The organism is Rhizobium sp. CC1099 (assembly GCF_029714385.1).
In the GTDB taxonomy this organism is placed as follows: Bacteria; Pseudomonadota; Alphaproteobacteria; order Rhizobiales; family Rhizobiaceae; genus Rhizobium.
Window position 1 is genome coordinate 581,226 of sequence record NZ_CP121641.1, and the last position, 18,604, is coordinate 599,829.

Annotated in this window: 14 protein-coding genes; 11 read left to right on the forward strand and 3 right to left on the reverse strand. The window is 60.5% G+C overall.

The window, feature by feature from the left end; genetic code table 11:
• Positions 1-162: 162 nt before the first annotated feature.
• The 5 genes from QA644_RS02855 (at position 163) to QA644_RS02875 (ending at position 5,956) form a co-directional block, all read left to right on the forward strand.
• Complete coding sequence (locus tag QA644_RS02855; RefSeq protein ID WP_283070992.1) at positions 163-714, forward strand: LemA family protein; 552 nt, start codon at positions 163-165, stop codon at positions 712-714.
• Between the two features lie 92 nt (positions 715-806).
• The gene (aroA, locus tag QA644_RS02860; RefSeq protein ID WP_283070994.1) at positions 807-2,069 is read left to right on the forward strand and encodes a 3-phosphoshikimate 1-carboxyvinyltransferase; all 1,263 of its coding nucleotides are present in this window, start codon (positions 807-809) and stop codon (positions 2,067-2,069) included.
• A gap of 43 nt (positions 2,070-2,112) precedes the next feature.
• Positions 2,113-4,047, forward strand: a complete 1,935-nt coding sequence (locus QA644_RS02865) for a DUF2207 domain-containing protein (protein ID WP_283070996.1) — start codon at positions 2,113-2,115, stop codon at positions 4,045-4,047.
• Positions 4,048-4,113: 66 nt separating this feature from the next.
• Positions 4,114-5,385, forward strand: a complete 1,272-nt coding sequence (gene purD, locus QA644_RS02870; protein ID WP_283070998.1) for a phosphoribosylamine--glycine ligase — start codon at positions 4,114-4,116, stop codon at positions 5,383-5,385.
• Between the two features lie 106 nt (positions 5,386-5,491).
• Entirely contained in the window at positions 5,492-5,956 is a 465-nt protein-coding gene (locus QA644_RS02875) for a plant virulence effector HPE1-like domain-containing protein (protein WP_283070999.1), read from the forward strand.
• A 197-nt stretch (positions 5,957-6,153) separates the two neighbouring features.
• Here the strand turns inward: QA644_RS02875 and QA644_RS02880 are convergent, their stop codons facing one another.
• Both QA644_RS02880 and glyS read right to left on the reverse strand, forming a co-directional pair.
• Positions 6,154-6,648 (reverse strand): DUF523 domain-containing protein, encoded by a 495-nt coding sequence (locus QA644_RS02880; RefSeq protein ID WP_074070182.1) that lies wholly within the window; start codon positions 6,646-6,648, stop codon positions 6,154-6,156.
• A gap of 198 nt (positions 6,649-6,846) precedes the next feature.
• Positions 6,847-9,159, reverse strand: coding sequence for a glycine--tRNA ligase subunit beta (gene glyS, locus QA644_RS02885; RefSeq protein WP_283071002.1), 2,313 nt, complete (start codon positions 9,157-9,159; stop codon positions 6,847-6,849).
• Between the two features lie 369 nt (positions 9,160-9,528).
• On the opposite strand from glyS, the gene QA644_RS02890 reads away from it, so the two are divergent.
• The 5 genes from QA644_RS02890 to ubiA all read left to right on the forward strand — a co-directional run bounded on the left by QA644_RS02890 (position 9,529) and on the right by ubiA (position 15,448).
• Positions 9,529-11,838 (forward strand): Tex family protein, encoded by a 2,310-nt coding sequence (locus QA644_RS02890; RefSeq protein WP_283071003.1) that lies wholly within the window; start codon positions 9,529-9,531, stop codon positions 11,836-11,838.
• A gap of 136 nt (positions 11,839-11,974) precedes the next feature.
• Positions 11,975-13,234 (forward strand): cyclopropane-fatty-acyl-phospholipid synthase family protein, encoded by a 1,260-nt coding sequence (locus tag QA644_RS02895; RefSeq protein WP_283071004.1) that lies wholly within the window; start codon positions 11,975-11,977, stop codon positions 13,232-13,234.
• 49 nt (positions 13,235-13,283) lie between these two features.
• Entirely contained in the window at positions 13,284-13,865 is a 582-nt protein-coding gene (locus QA644_RS02900; RefSeq protein ID WP_283071005.1) for a histidine phosphatase family protein, read from the forward strand.
• 78 nt (positions 13,866-13,943) lie between these two features.
• Positions 13,944-14,429 (forward strand): class I SAM-dependent methyltransferase, encoded by a 486-nt coding sequence (locus QA644_RS02905; RefSeq protein ID WP_283071006.1) that lies wholly within the window; start codon positions 13,944-13,946, stop codon positions 14,427-14,429.
• A gap of 59 nt (positions 14,430-14,488) precedes the next feature.
• Positions 14,489-15,448: a 4-hydroxybenzoate octaprenyltransferase gene (gene ubiA / locus QA644_RS02910; protein WP_074070183.1), complete on the forward strand. Its 960-nt coding sequence runs from the start codon at positions 14,489-14,491 to the stop codon at positions 15,446-15,448.
• 57 nt (positions 15,449-15,505) lie between these two features.
• On the opposite strand, the gene QA644_RS02915 is transcribed toward ubiA, so the two are convergent.
• The gene (locus tag QA644_RS02915) at positions 15,506-16,072 is read right to left on the reverse strand and encodes a DUF6101 family protein (protein ID WP_039846650.1); all 567 of its coding nucleotides are present in this window, start codon (positions 16,070-16,072) and stop codon (positions 15,506-15,508) included.
• Between the two features lie 306 nt (positions 16,073-16,378).
• Between QA644_RS02915 and QA644_RS02920 the strand changes: the two genes are divergently transcribed.
• Positions 16,379-18,592 carry a DUF1217 domain-containing protein gene (locus tag QA644_RS02920; RefSeq protein ID WP_283071007.1) on the forward strand — a complete coding sequence of 738 codons (2,214 nt, stop codon included), beginning with the start codon at positions 16,379-16,381 and terminating at the stop codon, positions 18,590-18,592.
• Positions 18,593-18,604 lie beyond the last annotated feature (12 nt).

Here is an 18,604-nt window from a genome sequence, read left to right on the forward strand (position 1 = left end):
TAACCAGCCGGCACAATAAGAAATACAACCGGCTATGTGTGTGCGGTATCGTGATATTTCGCTAGTCGCTGATGTAAGCCGCAGCCCGGAAACGCGGGATGACAATCCAGCGGAAGCCGCATAGTCTCCGTCCAGACTTTGCGTCGTTGCGGGGGATTCGCGATGTATATCGTTCTCGGTGTGATCGTTCTGATCGCGCTTTATCTTGTCTTTATCTATAACGGTCTTGTCCGCGCCCGGCAGATGGCCGAAGAGGCCTGGTCCGGCATCGACGTGCAGCTGAAGCGCCGCGCCGATCTGATCCCAAACCTCATCGAGACCGTCAAGGGCTACGCTACCCACGAAAAGAGCACGCTGGAAGAGGTCGTTGAGCTGCGCAACAAGGCGCAGGCGGTGCCTTCTGGCGATGTAGCGGGCAGGGCGCAAGCGGAAGGCCTTCTCGGCCAGGCGCTCGGCCGTGTTTTGGCGCTAGCCGAAGCCTATCCGGACCTGAAGGCGAACGAGAACTTCTCCGAGCTTCAGGCCTCGCTCGAGACCATGGAAAGCGAAATCCAGATGGCACGCCGGTATTACAACGGCGCTGCCCGTGATCTCAACGTCAAGGTTGAAAGCTTCCCCTCCAATCTGGTCGCCGGGCAGTTCGGCTTCCAGGAGCGGGAATATTTCGAGATCACCAACGAGGCCGACCGCGCCGTTCCGGCCGTCAAATTCTGATATGGGCGTTTGCCTTTGCGCAAAAGCTGCTATGAGCAGGGCCGGTCAAGGCCGCAGGGCGGCTAGCGCAATGGACGGAATAGACAAGCGTCATGAGCAAGGACAAGAAACTCACCATCATCCCGGCTAAGGCTCCGCTCGTGGGGCGCGCCGTGCCGCCGGGCTCGAAGTCGATCACCAACCGCGCACTGCTCCTGGCTGGCCTCGCCAAGGGTATCAGCCGCCTGACCGGCGCGCTGAAGAGCGACGATACGCGCTACATGGCGGATGCGCTGCGCGCCATGGGCGTCGTCATCGACGAACCGGACGATACGAGCTTCGTCGTCACCGGAAGCGGCCAGCTGCTGGCGCCGAAAGCGCCGCTCTTCCTCGGCAATGCCGGCACTGCAACACGCTTCCTGACGGCCGCTGCCGCACTCGTTGATGGCACCGTCGTCGTCGACGGTGATCAGCACATGCGCAAGCGCCCGATCGGCCCGCTCGTTGATGCGTTGCGGTCTCTCGGAATCGATGCGACGGCCGAAACCGGCTGCCCGCCTGTAACCGTGAAGGGCACAGGCCGCTTCGAGGCGAGCCGTATCGGGATCGATGGCGGTCTCTCCAGCCAGTATGTGTCCGCGCTGCTGATGATGGCGGCCGGAGGCGACCGCCCGGTGGATATTGAACTCCTCGGCGAGGACATCGGTGCCCTCGGCTACATCGATCTCACGACCGCCGCGATGCGAGCCTTCGGCGCCAAGGTCGAGAAGACGAGCGCGGTCACCTGGCGCGTCGAGCCGACCGGCTACACGGCGGCCGATTTCGTCATCGAGCCGGATGCGTCGGCGGCAACTTATCTCTGGGCTGCCGAAGTCCTGACCGGCGGCTCCATCGATCTCGGCGTGCCGAACGGCGCCTTCACGCAGCCAGATGCGCGCGCCTATGAGATGATCGCCAAATTCCCGCGCCTGCCGGCTGAAATCGACGGCTCGCAGATGCAGGACGCGGTTCCGACGCTCGCAGTCCTTGCCGCCTTCAACGAAACGCCCGTCCATTTCGTCGGCATTGCCAATCTGCGCGTCAAGGAATGCGATCGCATCCGCGCGCTGTCGACCGGCCTGACGCAGATTCGCCCGGATCTGGCACGCGAGGAAGGCGACGATCTCATCGTCCAGTCTGATCCGTCGCTTGCCGGAAGGCGTCTTCCTGCCGAGATCGACACTTTCGCCGACCACCGCATCGCCATGAGCTTCGCGCTCGCCGGGCTGAAGATCGACGGCATCACGATCCTCGATCCGGACTGCGTCGGCAAGACGTTCCCTGCCTATTGGCGGACGCTGGCAGGACTGGGCGTCAAATATGCGAACGAGGGCTGACATTGTCTGAGGCGGCAGCGCGCCGCCGGCGGGGAGAGGTATGATGATCCGGCGGCATTTCGGCCTTTGCTTCATTCTGTTTCTGGCGCTTGCAGCATATGGGGCAAGTGCCGCGGAGGTCATCAACTCCTTCGCATCGGATATAAGGCTCGAAAAGAGCGGCGCTATGACGGTGACCGAGACAATCACCGTCAATGCCGAGGGCAATCGGATCCGGCGCGGCATCTTCCGCGACTTTCCGCTGACTTTCGTCGATGAAGAAGGTCGCCGCCGCAGCGTCGACTTCGACGTTGTATCGGTGAAACGCGACGGCAAGGACGAGCCGTGGAAGACGGAATCCGTCTCCGGCGGCATCCGTATCTATGCTGGGTCGGAAGACGTCATGCTTCCACCAGGCCGCCATCAATATGCCTTCACCTACACCACCAATCGCCAGATCCGCTATTTCGCCGATCACGACGAACTCTATTGGAATGTGACCGGTAACGGCTGGATCTTCCCGATCATGGCCGCGACCGCGACCGTGAACCTGCCAGATGGTGTCACCGCAACCGATACGAATGTCTTCACCGGTGCGCTTGGCGCAAAGGACAAGAATGCCCGGATTTCAGGCGGCAATGCCCGGCCGGTCTTCTCGACGACCATGCCGCTCGATGCCAACGAAGGTCTGACGATTGCCGTCAAGCTTCCGAAAGGCGCGATCGATCCGCCGAGCGAATCCGATCAGAACATCTGGTGGCTGAAGGACAACCGCGACTATTTCATCGGTTTCGGCGGCCTCCTCCTTGTTTTCCTTTACTACACCCGCTCCTGGCTGAAGGTCGGACGCGACCCTTCCCGCGGCGTCCTTGTGCCGCGCTGGGATCCTCCCGAAGGCATCTCGCCGGCGCTCGTCAACTACATCGACAACAAGGGCATTTCAGGCGGGGGTTGGACGGCGCTTTCGGCAACGGCGCTGGACCTGGCGGTTCGCGGCTATGTCGTACTTGAAGACCTCAGGCAATCGATCATCGTACGCCGCACGGAAAAGCCGGTGGGTAAGGAGAAGCTGGAAGCCGGCGAAACCAGCCTCCTGAGCGCCGTCGCCAACAAGGGCTCGCTGACGATCGACAAGGCAAACGGCGAACGCGTGAAGTCGGTCGGCCAAAGCTTCCGCTCGGCGATCGAGCGGGAACATCGCGGCAAATACTACAATTCAAATACCGGCTATACGACCGGCGGCGTCGCGCTCAGCGCTGCCGCACTTGTCGCGCTCTTCGTTTTCGGCACGCTGGAACCCGATGCGATCGTCTTGATGATCATCCCGATCGTCGTTTCTGTCTTCGTCGCCATCTTCGTGGCCGGCTTTGCACGGTCGTTCCGCCCTGGCCAGTCCCTGGGCGGCAAGATCGCCGCTGTGATCGCGATCGCCGTCATCGTTTTTGTCGGCTTCAGCATCGTTTCATCGCTGGCTCTGGCGCTTTTCTCCACGCTCTTGGAATTCCACGAGACGCCGATGCTCTTTGCCGTCGGCGGCATCGTGCTGCTCAACCTGCTCTATGTCTTCATCATGGGTGCGCCGACGCCGCTTGGTTCGAAGATCATGGATGGCATCGACGGCCTTCGTCAGTATCTGACGCTTGCCGAGAAGGACCGGATGAACATGGCCGGTGCGCCGGAAATGTCGCCCCAACATTTTGAGAGGCTGCTGCCCTATGCGGTTGCGCTGGGTGTCGAGAAGCCCTGGACGCGCACCTTCGAAACCTGGCTCGCGGCGGCCGCTGCCGGTGCGGCTGCGGCCTATGCCCCGTCCTGGTATTCCGGCAACTTCAGCAGCGGCAGCTTCTCCGACCGCATCGGCGGCTTCTCGTCGTCGATGGCGTCCACGATCGCCTCGACCATTCCCTCGCCTGCGCCCTCCAGTTCCTCGTCCGGTTTTTCCGGTGGCGGCGGTTCTTCGGGTGGTGGCGGTGGCGGCGGCGGCGGTGGCGGCTGGTGAGCTTTCCCGCTTGACCTTTGGCTTCCCGCCCCTTAACCGCCAGACAGAAAACGGAAAGGATCAGGCATGAAGGTTCTGTTGATCGGCTCGGGCGGACGCGAGCATGCGCTTGCCTGGAAGCTGGCACAATCGCCGCTGATGACGGAATTCTATGCCGCGCCGGGCAACCCGGGCATTGCGGAACATGCGAGGCTCGTTTCCCTGAAGGTTGAAGATCACGAGGCAGTCGCCGCCTTCTGCGCGCAAAAGGCGATCGACTTTGTCGTCGTCGGCCCCGAGGCGCCGCTGGTTGCCGGCCTTGCCGACCGCCTGCGAGCCGATGGGCTGAAGGTCTTCGGTCCCTCCGCTGCAGCAGCCCAGCTCGAAGGTTCCAAGGGTTTTACCAAGGATATCTGCGCCCGCTACAACATCCCGACCGGTGCCTACCGGCGCTTCAACAACGCCCCGAAGGCAAAGGCCTATATCCGCGAAAAAGGCGCCCCGATCGTCGTCAAGGCGGATGGTCTTGCCGCCGGCAAGGGTGTGACGGTGGCGATGACCGTCGAGGAGGCGCTTGCCGCAGTCGACGATTGCTTCGAGGGTGCGTTCGGCGCAGCCGGCGCCGAGGTCGTCATCGAGGCTTATCTCGACGGTGAAGAGGCAAGCTTCTTCTGCCTCTGCGATGGCAGCAACGCCCTGCCGCTGGCGACCGCACAGGATCACAAGCGTGTGGGCGAGGGTGATACCGGCGTCAACACCGGCGGCATGGGCGCCTATTCGCCGGCTCCGGTGATGACGGCCGAGATGATCGAACGGACGATGAAGGAAATCATCGAGCCGACGATCTGCGGCATGGCCGAAAGCGGCTATCCCTTCTCCGGTGTTTTCTTCGCCGGGCTGATGATTACGGCAAAGGGCCCGGAACTCATCGAATACAATGTCCGCTTCGGCGATCCCGAGTGCCAGGTACTGATGATGCGCTTGAAGAGCGATCTGCTGCCGCTGCTGCTGGCAGCGGCCGAAGGCACGCTCGACAAGGTTACAGCCGAGTGGAGCGACGATCCGGCGCTGACCGTCGTGATGGCCTCTAGGGGGTATCCGGGCTCCTACGAGAAGAACACGCCGATCCTCTCGCTGCCGGAGGCAGGCGATGGCGCGAAAGTATTCCATGCCGGCACGTCTTTGAAGGACGGAGAGCTTGTCGCGACCGGCGGCCGTGTGCTGAACGTGACCGCCACCGGCCGATCAGTCGGGGAAGCGCAGAGCCGCGCCTATGCGCTGCTCGACAAGGTGGAATGGGAAAACGGTTTCTGCCGCCGCGATATCGGCTGGCGGGCGATCGAGCGCGAAAAAGCTTAACTCTGGCCCGAAATCGGGTCAGTTCCCTAAATTTTTACCCTTTCCCCTGACGGGATGGAAATAAAGGCGCGCTATTCTGTTCCCATAGTAAGTCGGAGCAGTTTCCATGCGTCAATTCATTCTCGGTGCGGCAATTCTTCTGGCAGCCGGCTCGGCGATGGCATCCTCGATCGAGGTGATCGGCAAGACACCGCGCACCGGCGGTGAAAGCATCGTGAGCGAGACCTGCACGACCTGCCCGCCGCTGCAATCGACCGAACGCAAGAAGGATTACACAGTCCCGGCCTTGCCGCCCGGCGCCATCCAGGCCAGCGCGCTCCGCGATGTTGCCGGAGAGCAGAAGCTCTACCGTACCGAAGGCTGGATGGGCGGCTCGCCCGTCGTTTTCGTGACCAAGGCAACCCCTGAAGTCCTGGCCGCCTTCAAGGTGACGGTCCCCGTCGAAGGCATCGACCCGACGGCAACTACCTCTGTCATCGGCGGCGATGCGAAGCCTGTTGTTGCAGGTATGTCCGCTCCTGCGGAACAAACCGCGCCGCTCGACGTTTCCGACTTTAAGCTAAGGATGTGATTTTAGTTCCCTGCCCCTGACCCGGCCAAGGTTTTGGTCGTACGGGGTCCGCCGTATGGCGGATTGAATGCGCTCCTGAAGAGAAGCAGGAGCGCATTCTTTATTTCAATTGATTTCAAAGTACTCATGCAACCTGAGTAATCATACAAGAAACATGATTCAGTTTCGTCGGCCGAGCACAAGGACATGCCTTTTGATCAGACGGGCGTCGCGAGGCTTTCCACCAGCCGGTCGATCTCCCGGTCCGAGAAGACCTGGATTCCCGCGCGCTTCAGCAGGGCAGCTGTAACACCATTGCCGTCCCGCCGCGCTCCGCTGAAAGACCCATCATAAATGAAACCGGAACCGCACGAGGGGCTGCCGTCGATGAGTAGCGCATGGGTGCAGCCCGTCTCCTGAGCCAGCCTGAGCGCATTCTGCGCCGCTTCTCGGAATGCAGCCGTCACATCGCCTCCGGTGATCTCCAACACACGTGCTGCTCCCGACAGCACGTCCTTGCCGCTCGCGCCGCCCTCGATTTCCGCCGGCGGCCGCGGCACCGGCATGCCTGCCGACATCTCCGGACAGATCGTCACCAGCCTTCCCTCCGCCCGCCACCGCTCGAGCGCCGGATGTGCCAGGGGCTTCGCCCGGCCGTCATAACGGACGGCATGGCCCATGAGACAGGCGCTGACGAGGATTTTGGTGGTCATGATTGTCTGATAGCGCGCGCGCTGGTGAATGACCAGTGGGATGCGCTTTTCCTCCACCTCATCCCTGTGCCTGTCGCAGGGATCCAGCAGCGCATGTCCATCGCGTGGGAGACCTCATTCAAAGGGCAACAGAACCTGTCACAAGCACAGGAATGAGGTGCCGAGGTTGCCGCCGGGGCCGCGGCTAGTCCGAAACCGTTACCCTGCGATCTTCGAGAAGTCCGCAACCGTCCCCGTCGCTTCGCGGATCAGCCGCAGAAGGGCGAGGCGGTTGGCGCGGATCGCCGCGTCCTCGTCGTTGACGAGCACGTCGTCGAAGAAGCGGTCGACCGGGATGCGGAGCTTCGAAAGCGCCTCCATAGCCGAGCGGAAGTCTTCCCTGGCGATTGCGGCGGAAGCCTCGGTCGAGGCTTTGGCGATGGCGGCAAAGAGCTCCGTTTCGGCATCCAGCCGGAACAGCTTTTCCGAAACGCCGTCGGCGATGACGGTGCCCTTCTTCTCCTCGGCGGCCAGAATCTGCGTGGCGCGCTTGGTGCCGACCAGGAGGTTCTTGCCGTCTTCCGAGGTAATGAAAGCCGTCAGCGCCTCGACGCGGCGGGCGATCATGAGAAGGTCGTCGGCCTCGGATGTGACGACGGCATCGATCAGATCGTAGCGAGCACCCTGGTCGCGGAGATAGACCTTGAGGCGGTCGTGGAAGAAGGAGAGGAGGTTGATTGCCAGCTCATATTCTTCTTCGATTGTCTTTGGATGGCCGTCAGCAAGATAATTCTTGCAATATTTGATAGCTTCGCGCTGTTCTTGTACGAGCCTCTCGTGGTCGAGTCTTTCGTTATCCTGTTGGATTTTAAGCTCGAAGAGGCTTATCGAAGCTTCATGGCTAGCAATGGCCACAGCCCATTCGCTACGAAATGCAGAGCGAAACAGCGGGATGAGGGATGCTCTGATTCCCCGTTCCAACAGCAGCCGTATCGATCCTAGCGCTGCCCTTCTTAACGCGAACGGATCCTTTGAACCGGTTGGTTTTTCGTTTATTCGCCAAAACCATACAAGTGTGTCGATCTTGTCAGCAAGCGCTATGGTTATGGCAACATGGTCGGTAGGCACTCGGTCGGTAGGACCCTGAGGCTTATAATGGTCCTCCAGTGCCGCCGCCACTGTTTCATCTTCACCTTGCAGCAGCGCATATTTCTTCCCCATTGCACCCTGTAGTTCGGGGAATTCGCCCACGACCTCAGTTCGCAGGTCCGCCTTTGCCAACGCTGCGGCCCGACTGACCTTTAGGGGATCTGCATTGACGATTTTACCGATTTCGCCGGCAAGGGTGCGAATGCGTGTTACCCGCTCGCCCTGCGTTCCGATTTTCGCGTGGAACGTCACATGCAGCGCATCGAGCTTCGCCATCCGCTGATCGAGCGGCTTCCTCAGATCAAGCCCGAATTTCTTCGCCGATGCCTCCAGCGTTTCGAGGTCCGGCAAGTTTCCCTGGTCGCGCTTCCAAAAATGTAGCGCGTCTGAAAGGCGGGCGCGGACGACTTTGCCATTGCCGTGGATGATTTCCTTGCCGCCGTCGGTCGCCTCAACATTGGAGACGAGGATGAACTTGTTCGAAAGCGTCTCTTCGCCCTGTTTGCGCGTTACGAAACACTTCTGGTTCGTCTTGATCGTCAGCCGGATGATTTCGGAGGGGATCGAGAGGTAATCCTCCTCGAAGCTGCCCATCAGCACTTGCGGCCATTCGACGAGGCCGGAGACTTCCTCCAGCAGACCGTCGTCCTCGACCAGTTCCAGTCCGCCGGCAAAGGCGATGTCGCGGGCATCATGCAGGATGATGTTCTTGCGCCGCTCGGCATCGAGGATGACCTTCGCCTTTTCGAGGCTCGCGGCATAGTCGTCGAAACGCTTGACGGTGATGGCGCCTGGCGCATGGAAACGGTGCCCGTAAGTCACATTGGAGGCGACGATGCCGTCGATCTCGAAGGGGATGACGGAGGTTTCCTCATGCTCGGTGCCGAAAGTGCAGACGATCGATTGCAGCGGGCGCACCCAGCGCAGCGAGCCAGGTTTGGAGGACGCCTTGCCCCAGCGCATGGATTTCGGCCAGGGGAAATCGCGGATGATGCCGGGCATAACGTCGCTGATGATCTCTTCCGCAGCGCGGCCGGGCCTTGAAATCACGGCAATGTAGAAATCGCCCTTTTTCGGGTCGCTACTCACCTGCGCCTCGGAAATCGAGGAAAGGCCGGCGCCGCGCAAAAAGCCTTCGATCGCCTTTTCGTTGGCATCGGTGCGCGGGCCCTTGCGCTCTTCGCGCACATCGGCGGAGCGGGCAGTCAGTCCGCGGATATCAAGCGTCAGGCGGCGCGGCGTCCAGTATTCGCGCGCGCCCTCATAGGAAAGTCCTGCCTCCACCAGCGCATCGGTGACGAGCTTCTTCAGGTCGCCGGCAGCCTTGCGCTGCATGCGGGCCGGAATTTCCTCGGAGCGAAGTTCTAGAAGCAGATCGGGCATGTCACTTTTCCTTGCCTCCTTTAGGGGGCGGTCCAAAACGGTCGCCTCTGCTACCAAAGAATGCCGCATCTGCACAACCGCAAAAACGGGAAATCCAGGCGCGCCAAGTGAGGAGGCAATCGCCCTTCTGCGTCGCGCGGCCCACGCATCCGCCCTGCCGGGCACCTTGTCCCTCGGGGAGAAGGAAATGAGGCCGCTGCGCTTTGTCGTCCCTTCTCCCCAGCGGGGAAAAGGTGGCCCGAAGGGTCGGATGGCTGCGAGCGCAAACCTGTATGAAGGCGTCAGTCTGCTGTGGAAAGCTCTGCCGGGCATTGCCTTGCCGCTTTTCGCCGCTATGGTCCCGCTACCTTCGTTAGTTCAGGAAATCCCATGGCCGCAGACCTCCGCTCGCTTGCCGCAGTCATCGCCTCCGAAATCAATGCCCGGCCGGACCAGGCCAAAGCCGCGATCGATCTGCTTGACGAGGGCGCGACCGTTCCCTTCATCGCGCGCTACCGCAAGGAAGTGACGGGCGGCCTGGATGATACGCAACTGCGCAATCTGGCAGAACGCCTCGTCTATCTGCGCGAACTGGAAGCCCGCCGCGACACGATCGTCGAATCGATCGCCGGCCAGGGCAAGATGACCGACGAATTGATGGGCAAGATCGTCGGCGCCGCCACCAAGGCAGAGCTCGAGGATCTCTACCTGCCCTATAAACCGAAGCGCCGTACCCGTGCCGAGATCGCCCGTGAGCGCGGCCTCGGACCGCTGGCCGACGCGATCCTCGCCGATCGCTCGAAGGGACCGGCGGTGCTGGCGGAGGGCTATATCACTGCCGATGTGCCGGATGCGAAGACGGCGCTCGAAGGCGCACGCGATATCGTCGCCGAAGGCATTGCGGAAAATGCCGATTTGCTCGGCAAGCTCCGTGCCCATATGCGCAGCGCCGCGTTTGTGAAGGCCAAGGTCGTGGATGGCAAGCAGACGGCCGGCGAGAAGTTCTCCGACTATTTTGACCATTCGGAGCGCTGGGCGACCGCGCCCGGCCATCGCGCACTCGCCATGCTGCGCGGCTGGAACGAGGAAGTGCTGACGCTGACGATCGAGGCCGATGCCGAGACCGCCTCTCCCAACAAACCTGTCGAGCGCATGATCGCTGCTGCCTATGAAATCGGCGCGAGCCGCCCCGGCGACCGCTGGCTGATGGATGTCGCAAGCTGGACCTGGCGCGTCAAACTTTCCATGTCGCTGTCTCTCGACCTGATGCGCGAACTGCGCGAACGCGCCGAAGAGGAGGCGATCCACGTCTTTGCGCGAAACTTGAAGGATCTGCTGCTGGCGGCGCCTGCCGGATCGCGCGCCACGATGGGCCTCGATCCTGGCATCCGCACTGGCGTCAAGGTCGCAGTGGTCGACGGCACCGGCAAGGTCGTTGCGACCTCCACGGTCTATCCCTTCCAGCCGCGGAACGACGTGCGAGGCGCTCAGGCAGAACTCACCGCGCTGATCCTTAAGCACAATGTCGAACTGATCTCCATCGGCAACGGCACTGGAAGCCGCGAAACCGAAAAGCTGGTGGCCGACATGCTGGCCGATCTTCCGGGCGCAAAGCCCACCAAGGTCATCGTTTCGGAAGCCGGCGCGTCGGTCTATTCCGCCTCCGCGACCGCCGCAGCTGAATTTCCGGATCTCGACGTGTCGCTGCGTGGCGCGGTTTCCATCGCCCGCCGCCTGCAGGATCCGCTGGCCGAACTTGTCAAGATCGAGCCGAAATCGATCGGCGTCGGCCAGTATCAGCATGACGTCGACCAACAGAAGCTGTCGCGCTCGCTGGACGCTGTCGTCGAAGACGCGGTGAATGCCGTCGGCGTCGATCTCAACACGGCTTCGGCGCCGCTGCTTTCACGCGTTTCCGGCCTCGGCCCGTCGATTGCCGAAGCCATCGTCGTCCATCGCGACCAGAACGGTCCCTTCCAAAGCCGCCGCGACCTGCTCAAGGTCGCGCGTCTCGGCAACCGCACCTTCGAGCAGGCGGCAGGCTTCCTGCGCATCCCGAACGGCAAGGAGCCCCTCGACGCGTCCTCGGTGCATCCAGAAGCCTATGGCGTGGCAAAGAAGATCGTTGCCGCCTGCGGCCGCGACCTGCGGTCGCTGATGGGCGACAGCGTGGCGCTGAAATCGATTGATCCGCGGCAGTTCATCGACGAGAAGTTCGGCCTGCCGACGGTCAAGGATATCCTCGCCGAACTGGAAAAGCCCGGCCGCGATCCGCGCCCGAGCTTCAAGACGGCAACCTTCGCAGAAGGCGTCAACGAAATCTCCGATCTCAAGCCCGGCATGATGCTGGAAGGCACGGTGACCAACGTTGCGGCCTTTGGCGCCTTCGTCGATATCGGCGTGCATCAGGACGGCCTGGTGCATGTCTCGCAGCTTGCCGACCGCTTCGTCAAAGATCCTCACGAAGTTGTGAAGGCCGGCGATGTCGTTAAGGTGCGGGTCGTCGAAGTCGATGCAAAACGCAAGCGCATCGGTCTTTCGATGCGCAAAGACGATGGCTCCTCGGCTTCAGCGCCCCGCGGCGAGCCCCGTGTAAATCAGGGCGCACGGCCGCAAAACGACCGGCGTCCGGCTGTCCCGAAACAGGAAACCCAAGGCGCCTTCGGCGCTGCCCTTGCCGAGGCCATGAAGCGAAAATAATAGCTTAACGGCAGGCATTGCAAAAATGTCACAGTTCGGCGGCCTTGTTGCGGAACTGCCAAATACGGCGCTTGTGTGGCGGACGAGAGCGACTAAGTTTAACCCATAACATCCTGTCACATATGCGAGGCCTTTCATGGCGTCGGGATTTTTATCAATTGTCCAAAAAATCATCCGCAAGGGTAATCTGAAGCTCACGCTGGCCAATGGCGAGACACATGCGATTGGCGATGGCACCGGGGATCTGGTCGTCGTCCGGGTTGCCGACGAGGAGGCGGAGAAGCTTATCCGCCGCGACCCCACCCTCAAGCTCGGCGAAATGTACATGGACGGCCGGTTCATTCTTGAACAGGGCAACATCTACGACTTCCTTTCGATGGTGAAGCAGAACACCACCAACGAAATTTTCGATATTCCGATGGCCGCACTTCTGGTCGGCCGCATCGCACTGCAGCAGCTGAAGAGCCGGCTGCCGGTCAATCACAACAAGCGCAATGTGGCTCATCATTACGACCTGTCGGAAAAGCTTTTCGAACTCTTCCTTGATGAGGACTGGCAATATTCCTGCGCCTATTTCGACCCGCCGGGCATCAGCCTGGAGGAAGCACAAGTCGCCAAGAAGCGCCATATCGCAGCCAAGCTTCTGCTGGAGCCCAACCAGCGTGTTCTGGAAATCGGCTCCGGCTGGGGCGGCATGGGGATGTATCTGGCGGAATCGACAAAGGGCGTTGACGTCACCGGCATCACGCTCAGCGAAGAGCAACTGAAGATCTCGCGCGAGCGCGCCCAAAAGCGCAGTCTCGCCGATCGCGTCCGCTTCGAGTTGCAGGATTACCGCACGATGACGGGCATGAAGTTCGACCGCATCGTTTCGGTCGGCATGTTCGAGCATGTCGGCATCGGCAATTTCAACAAATACTTCCGCAAGGTGCATGAACTTCTCGCCGACGATGGCGTCATGCTCCTTCACTCCATCGCCCGGCCGAAGCCGAGCTTTGCGACAAATGCTTTCATCGAGAAATACATTTTCCCACAGGGCTACATCCCATCGATCGGCGAGACGGTGCCTGCAATCGAGAAGGCCGGGCTGCTGATCCGGGACATCGAGGTCCTGCCGTTGCATTATGCCTATACGCTCCGCCATTGGCGCGAGCGCTTCATGGCGCGCAAGGCGGAAGCCGTCGCTCTTTACGACGAGCGCTTCTTCCGGATGTGGGAATTCTATCTCGCCGGCTCCGAAATAGGCTTCCGCTGGGACGAACTCTTCGTCATGCAGATCCAGGTTTCCAAGAACCAGTATTCGACACCGGACAACCGCAATTACATTGCCGAGAACGAGGCGAAGCTGAAGGAATTCGAGGCCACGCGGCCTCCCTTGGAAAAGGTTGTCTTCTGATATCGCGGCGCGGCTTCGGCCGCGTTTTTCTACAAGGAAAGGCGTGCAGATGAGCAGTGCATTTTCCGAAATCCATCTTGTCCGCCACGGCGAAACAGAATGGAGCCTCTCCGGAAAACATACCGGCAGGACTGACATTCCGCTGACCCCGAATGGCGAGACGGCCGCCCGCAAACTCGCGGATCGCCTGAAGGGACTGATTGTCTCGGCCGTCTGGTCGAGCCCTTCTCAAAGGGCGACGAACACCTGCGCCCTTGCCAATTTCGGCGCAGATGCCGTGATCAAGCCCGATCTCGCCGAATGGGATTATGGTGCCTATGAGGGCATCACGACGAAGGAAATCCTCGCGGCCCGCCCCGGCTGGCAGCTCTTCCGCGACGGCTGCCCGGACGGAGAAATGGCCGCAGATGTCGGCGCAAGGGCGGACCGTATCGTCCGCGAGCTTCGCCAAGCCGGCGCGTCGATCCTGATCTTCTCCAGCTCCCACTTCCTGCGCGTGCTCGCTGCCCGCTGGCTCGGCCTGCCGCCGGAAGACGGCTCGCGCTTCGTCCTCGATACTGCAAGCATCAGCATCTTAGGCTATGAGCACGACCTGACGGAGCCGGTGATCCGGCGCTGGAACCAGCGGTAAGGGTCTGTTGCGCTTTCGCGCGGCGCGATGAACGATTGAATGTAAAGCTTGTTTCGAGTTCAAGCTTCGGAGCTGCCTATGCGAACACGTCTCGACGATTTCATCAGCAGGATTTCCGCACAGAGGGATATTCTCGATCACATCGCGGCAAGGCAGGCGAGCCTGCCCGGTGGACCGATCCTGGAAATCGGCCTCGGCAATGGCAGGACCTACAGCCATTTGCGGGTGCGCTTCCCGGATCGGCACATCATCGCATTCGACCGCGAAAACGGCGCGCATGGAAGCTGCCGGCCCGATGACGGCGATGTCGTCATCGGCGACATCAGGGAGACTTGCCTGAGTTATGCCGGCACTAGGGCAGCCGTCGTTCATGCCGACATCGGAACCGGTTATCGGGAGCAGGATGCAATCATCCGCGAGTGGTTGCCCTCTCGCGTGGTCGCCGTGCTGACCCTTGGGGGATTTGTAGCAAGCGGCCTGGAATTGCAGCATTCCGAACTGGAGGAAATGCCGCTGCCTGCGTCCGTCGAGAAGGGCCGTTATTTTCTCTATCGGCGAAGATGAACGCGGAGGCAGGCCACGCTGCTATTGACCCGCGCCTTCGCCCGTCGCTAGATGGCCGCATGCAACAGATTGGCGGCTTGAACGGGCGCGTTGCCGATGCGCCTTCGGACAATTGGGTTTACCGGGTTTTGCCCTCATGGCTCTGGCCCTATGCGCAGCTGGCGCGCTGGGACAGGCCGATCGGCTGGCAACTCCTGATGTGGCCCTGCTTCTGGTCGGTGGCGCTTGCCGCGAATGTGGCCGCGGGACAAGGCCTGTTTTCTGGCTCGCAGACGCTGTTTCACCTGGTTCTCTACTTCATCGGCGCCGTCGCCATGCGCGGGGCAGGCTGCACCTACAACGATCTGGTCGATCACAGGATCGACATGGAGGTCGCACGCACCCGCTCGCGGCCCCTGCCTTCGGGGCGCGTCACGCGCACCCAGGCAAAGATATTCATGGTGCTTCAGGCGCTTGCCGGTCTGCTGGTGCTTCTGCAGTTCAACTGGTTTGCAGTCATTCTCGGCGTGCTCTCGCTCGCCATCGTTGCGCTCTACCCGTTTGCCAAGCGCTTCACAGACTGGCCGCAGTTTTTCCTCGGCCTTGCCTTTTCCTGGGGCGCACTGATGGGTTGGGCTGGCATATTCGGCGGCCTGTCTTTCGCTGCGATTGCGCTCTACCTTTCTTCCGTCGCCTGGACGATCGGCTACGACACGATTTATGCGCATCAGGACAAGGAAGACGACGAATTGATCGGCGTGCGTTCCACCGCCCGGCTTTTCGGCGATCGGACGCGGCAGTGGCTGATCGGTCTTTATGGCGCAACACTGGTCCTGATGCTGCTCGCCTTTGTTTTGGCCGGCGTCGGTTTCGCGGCTTATCTCGGGCTGCTGATTGCCACTGGCATGTTCGCCTGGCAGATCGCCAGGCTCGACATCAACGACGCGACGCAATGCCTGGCGCTTTTCAAGTCGAATAACCGTGTCGGGCTGATCATCTTTGCGGGACTGTTCGTCTCGCTGCTCTTTGGGCTTCCCTGATTGAAACGAAAAACCCGGCGCTAGGCCGGGTTTCAGATTGGGTCACTCGCCGAATTCTTAATTGCGGGCGATAATTTCCTTGCCTTCGATCTTCATTGTCACGCCGAGCTTGCCGGTCGTGCGGCGCACGAGGAAGCGCGGACGGCGATTGGCGAAATAGGAATGGCGCCGGCGCGGTTTCATGTGGCTGGTACGCAAATCGCCGAGGTGCTCCTCAAGCGGGCGTGCAATGCCGTCGGCCTCCACCATCAGCATCGGAATGCGGAATGCCTCCGACCAGCCCCGCCAATCGGCCGCGATATCGGACAGATCGTGGGCGACAAGCAGCGGAATGCAGAGATCCGGATCTTCGTGGTGCAATTCCAGCGTTACGGTCACTTCCCCGTTGCCGTGGTCGATCGCCCGGGCTGCAACGCCTTTGAAGGCGCGCTTCGGCAGGGCAACGGAAAGTGGCAGGCCGCTGGAGGGAAGGGTCTTGCGGAGGACGGCGCCGCGTTCATCGATCGTTATGCTGACGTCACTTGTGGAGTCGTGGATGGCGTAGCTGACCTGCTGGGGAAAGCGCGACGGATCGAGACGCAGTGTCGTTCCAGCCCAAGCGGGCTTCATAACGGTGTTGTTCATGTTCATTTCTACCCTTGTCTTACCTGAGAGCCGGTTTCCGGTCTTCTCCTCGGGGCTTTTTCGCCCTCTACGCCTCGACAATAGGCGGGGCCTCTTCCGGACCACTTAAAATTTGCGGTTAAGAAAACTTTGCCTTCCCCGATGGTTATCAAAAACCAATGTGGCAGGGTTTCCGGACCATGAACGGACCGGCGAGGATGGCTGCGCCAAAGCGGGACAGCGTCAGGTAAGTCTCGGGTAAGCTTTGCATGGCAAAATGCGCGCAGGATCCTGCATTATTCTTTTAGGTTGTTTAAGGGCGCACTCATGATTTCCGCCTCCGTTGCCTACGCGATCATAAGTCGCGACCCGAAGACGAGTCTTGATCGCATTGCCTCGCAGGCGACGGTCAAAAGGGACGCCGAATACTACGCCGAGAATATCAACAAGGTGAAGGACGTCGACGACTTCCTCGGCAACTACAAGCTCTACAGCTACGCGATGAAGGCCTATGGCCTCGACGACATGACCTATGCCAAGGCCTTCATGAAGAAGGTGCTGGAAAGCGACCTGACCGACCCCGACAGTTTCGCCAACAAGCTTTCGGACCAGCGCTACAAGCAGTTCGCGGCGGCGTTCAATTTTAATGCGCCCAAGCCCGATGCGCAGACGGATGCGCAGGAAGACGACCTGATCGACAGGTACAGCGCATCCTTCACCGATCAGGAAAAGCAGGCGATCAAGGACACCGACTATTACAGCGCGGAGATCGCTGACGTGCAAACAGTCGATGATCTCGTCAATAATACGCGGCTGCGCACCTATGTGCTGAAGACGTTCGGCATCGATACGACCTACGCGTCCAAGCAGTTTCTGCGGGATGTGCTGACCAGCGATCTCAACGATCCGAACAGCGTGGTGAACCTTCAGGGCGGTGAGAAGTACCAGGCGCTCGCGGCGCAGTTCAATTTCAATGCAGACGGCACCGTGAATGGCTCGGCCCAGACCGCGACCCAGAAAAACACGGTCATGGAGCAGTACAATCTGAATTCGTCGACCGTCATTGTCGACAACGACGTGTTTCCGGATATCGTCTATACGACGAAGGCCGCTGCCGACTACAACAAGGCCTATTACGAATCCAAGATCAAGACGATCACCAATGTTGACAGCCTCATCGCCGATGAGCGCCTGACGGACTACATCAAGGCCGCTTACAGTCTTGGCCCGAGCAGCTTCGGCACGGACCTGAGCGACACGGCCTTGAGGCAAATCCTTGTCGATCCGGCCTATGCCAATACGATGGGTGCCACGGCTGTCCATCAGGCCTTCAGCTTTGAGGCTGATGGAAGCGTCCTCGGGCCTGACGGCCCGCAATCGGATTCCCTCATCCAGGCAACTTCCGTAAACTACATGGCCCGTTACGACGACGAGGCGAAAGCGGCCATCGAGGAAATCGTCGCCAACTACAAGACACGCATGTCCGATACCAGGACGCTGGACAATTTCTCCGACGTCGACAGCATCAACGATTTCCTGAAGACCAACAAGACCGGCGATCTAGACAAGACGAACGACGATCTGCCCGACCTCTATCAGGTTGCGCTTCAGGCCTACGGCTTGACGGAAGAGGAACTGTCGAAATCCGTCATGCGCAGGCTGCTGGCAAGTGATCCTTACGACCCCGAGGGCTATGTCGCGTCCTTCAAGGACGACCGCATCACCCAATTGGCGAGAGCCTTCAATTTCGATGGCGAAGGTAACGCGTCGATCCAGCTGCAGGCACTGTCGCCCGCCGCGATGGCCAAATATGCGACGAACTATAAGTCGCATGTCACAATGCTGATGAAGGACGGTCCCCTGAAGGAGAAGGCATCCAAAGATGCGACCGAGGAAGTCGACTATTTCGCCAAGACCATGGAATCGGTGCAATCTCTCGATGATTTCCTGGAGGACGACCGGTTGACCGGTCTGATTCTCAAGTCTGTCGGTCTCGATCCGAAGGACTACGACGAAGAGACGCTGCGCAAGATTTTCACATCAGATCCCGACGATGCAAACAGTTATCTGAACACCAAGGCGGACTCGAAGTTCAAGAACCTCGTCGCCGACTTCAACTTCGACACGGCCGGCAATCTCACGCGCGCCAAGCTGGGCATCGTCCAGGATCAGGGTGCACTCGATCGCACGCAGGATGCCTATCTGCAGCAGACGCTCGAGACGCAGGAAGGCGAGACGAACGATGGCACGCGCTTGGCGCTTTACTTCGCCCGCAAGGCGCCGGATATCACCTCGCTCTACTCCATCCTCGGCGACAAGGCGCTCTTCCAGGTCATCACCACCGCCTACAACCTGCCGAGCCAGATCTCCAGCATGGATGTCGAGAAGCAGGTTGCGCTTCTCGAAAAGTTTGTGGACCTGAAGGATCTTGGCGACTCGAAGAAGGTCGACAAGTTGGTGAAGCGGTTCACGGCGATGTACGACATTCAGAACGTCACGACCCAATCGCCGGCGCTGCAGATTCTGACCGGTGGCGGTTAAGCCGCCACGTTC